1 pseudogene is annotated in these 500 nt (G+C 43.4%); it reads right to left on the bottom strand.

Annotated features, from left to right (window positions below):
• A pseudogene (locus tag R8N49_RS30980) lies at nt 1–220 on the bottom strand (WYL domain-containing protein); the annotation flags it as partial.
• Between the last annotated feature and the right edge of the window lie 280 nt (nt 221–500).

The following is a 500-nucleotide window of genomic DNA, read 5'->3' as shown; positions in this document are numbered from 1 at the left end:
TACCTGGCGCAAGCTCTCGGTACATTGTGAAGTCTTTCGTTGCTTGTGCAGCGGCTATGCTGAAGCGATCGACTAAATCCGCTCGCACCGCTTCGCCCTTAAACAATAAGGTGAAATCGATGTGGGCAATGCGATCCCTAGTTGCTTGTGGCAACTGCGCTATCTGTGAAAGCCTATCTGACTTCGCCACTACCGTTTGTTTCAGACCATCATTTGTCATGCGTCTTGTTTATCCAATTCAACCAGTTTATTAAAACTCTGTTTATAAAGTACCGTCAGACATCGCGTAATCACATTGAAAAGCATGGCATAAAGCTGCTCTTTATCCGCAATGACTAATCAATCTCTAGTGGTTGAAGCTGGACAGATGGCCATAAAACACTGAATAGGCTTCAACCTAATTAATTTTATTAGGTATCATCCTATCACAAATTATTTTGTAGGGAAGACTAAGCGGCAACTTTTTGATCTGGATTGCAATTGCCGCTCAGGTATGGGCG

This window comes from Vibrio sp. 1978, from assembly GCF_033344345.1.
This window is presented reverse-complemented; position numbering and strand designations above follow the sequence as displayed.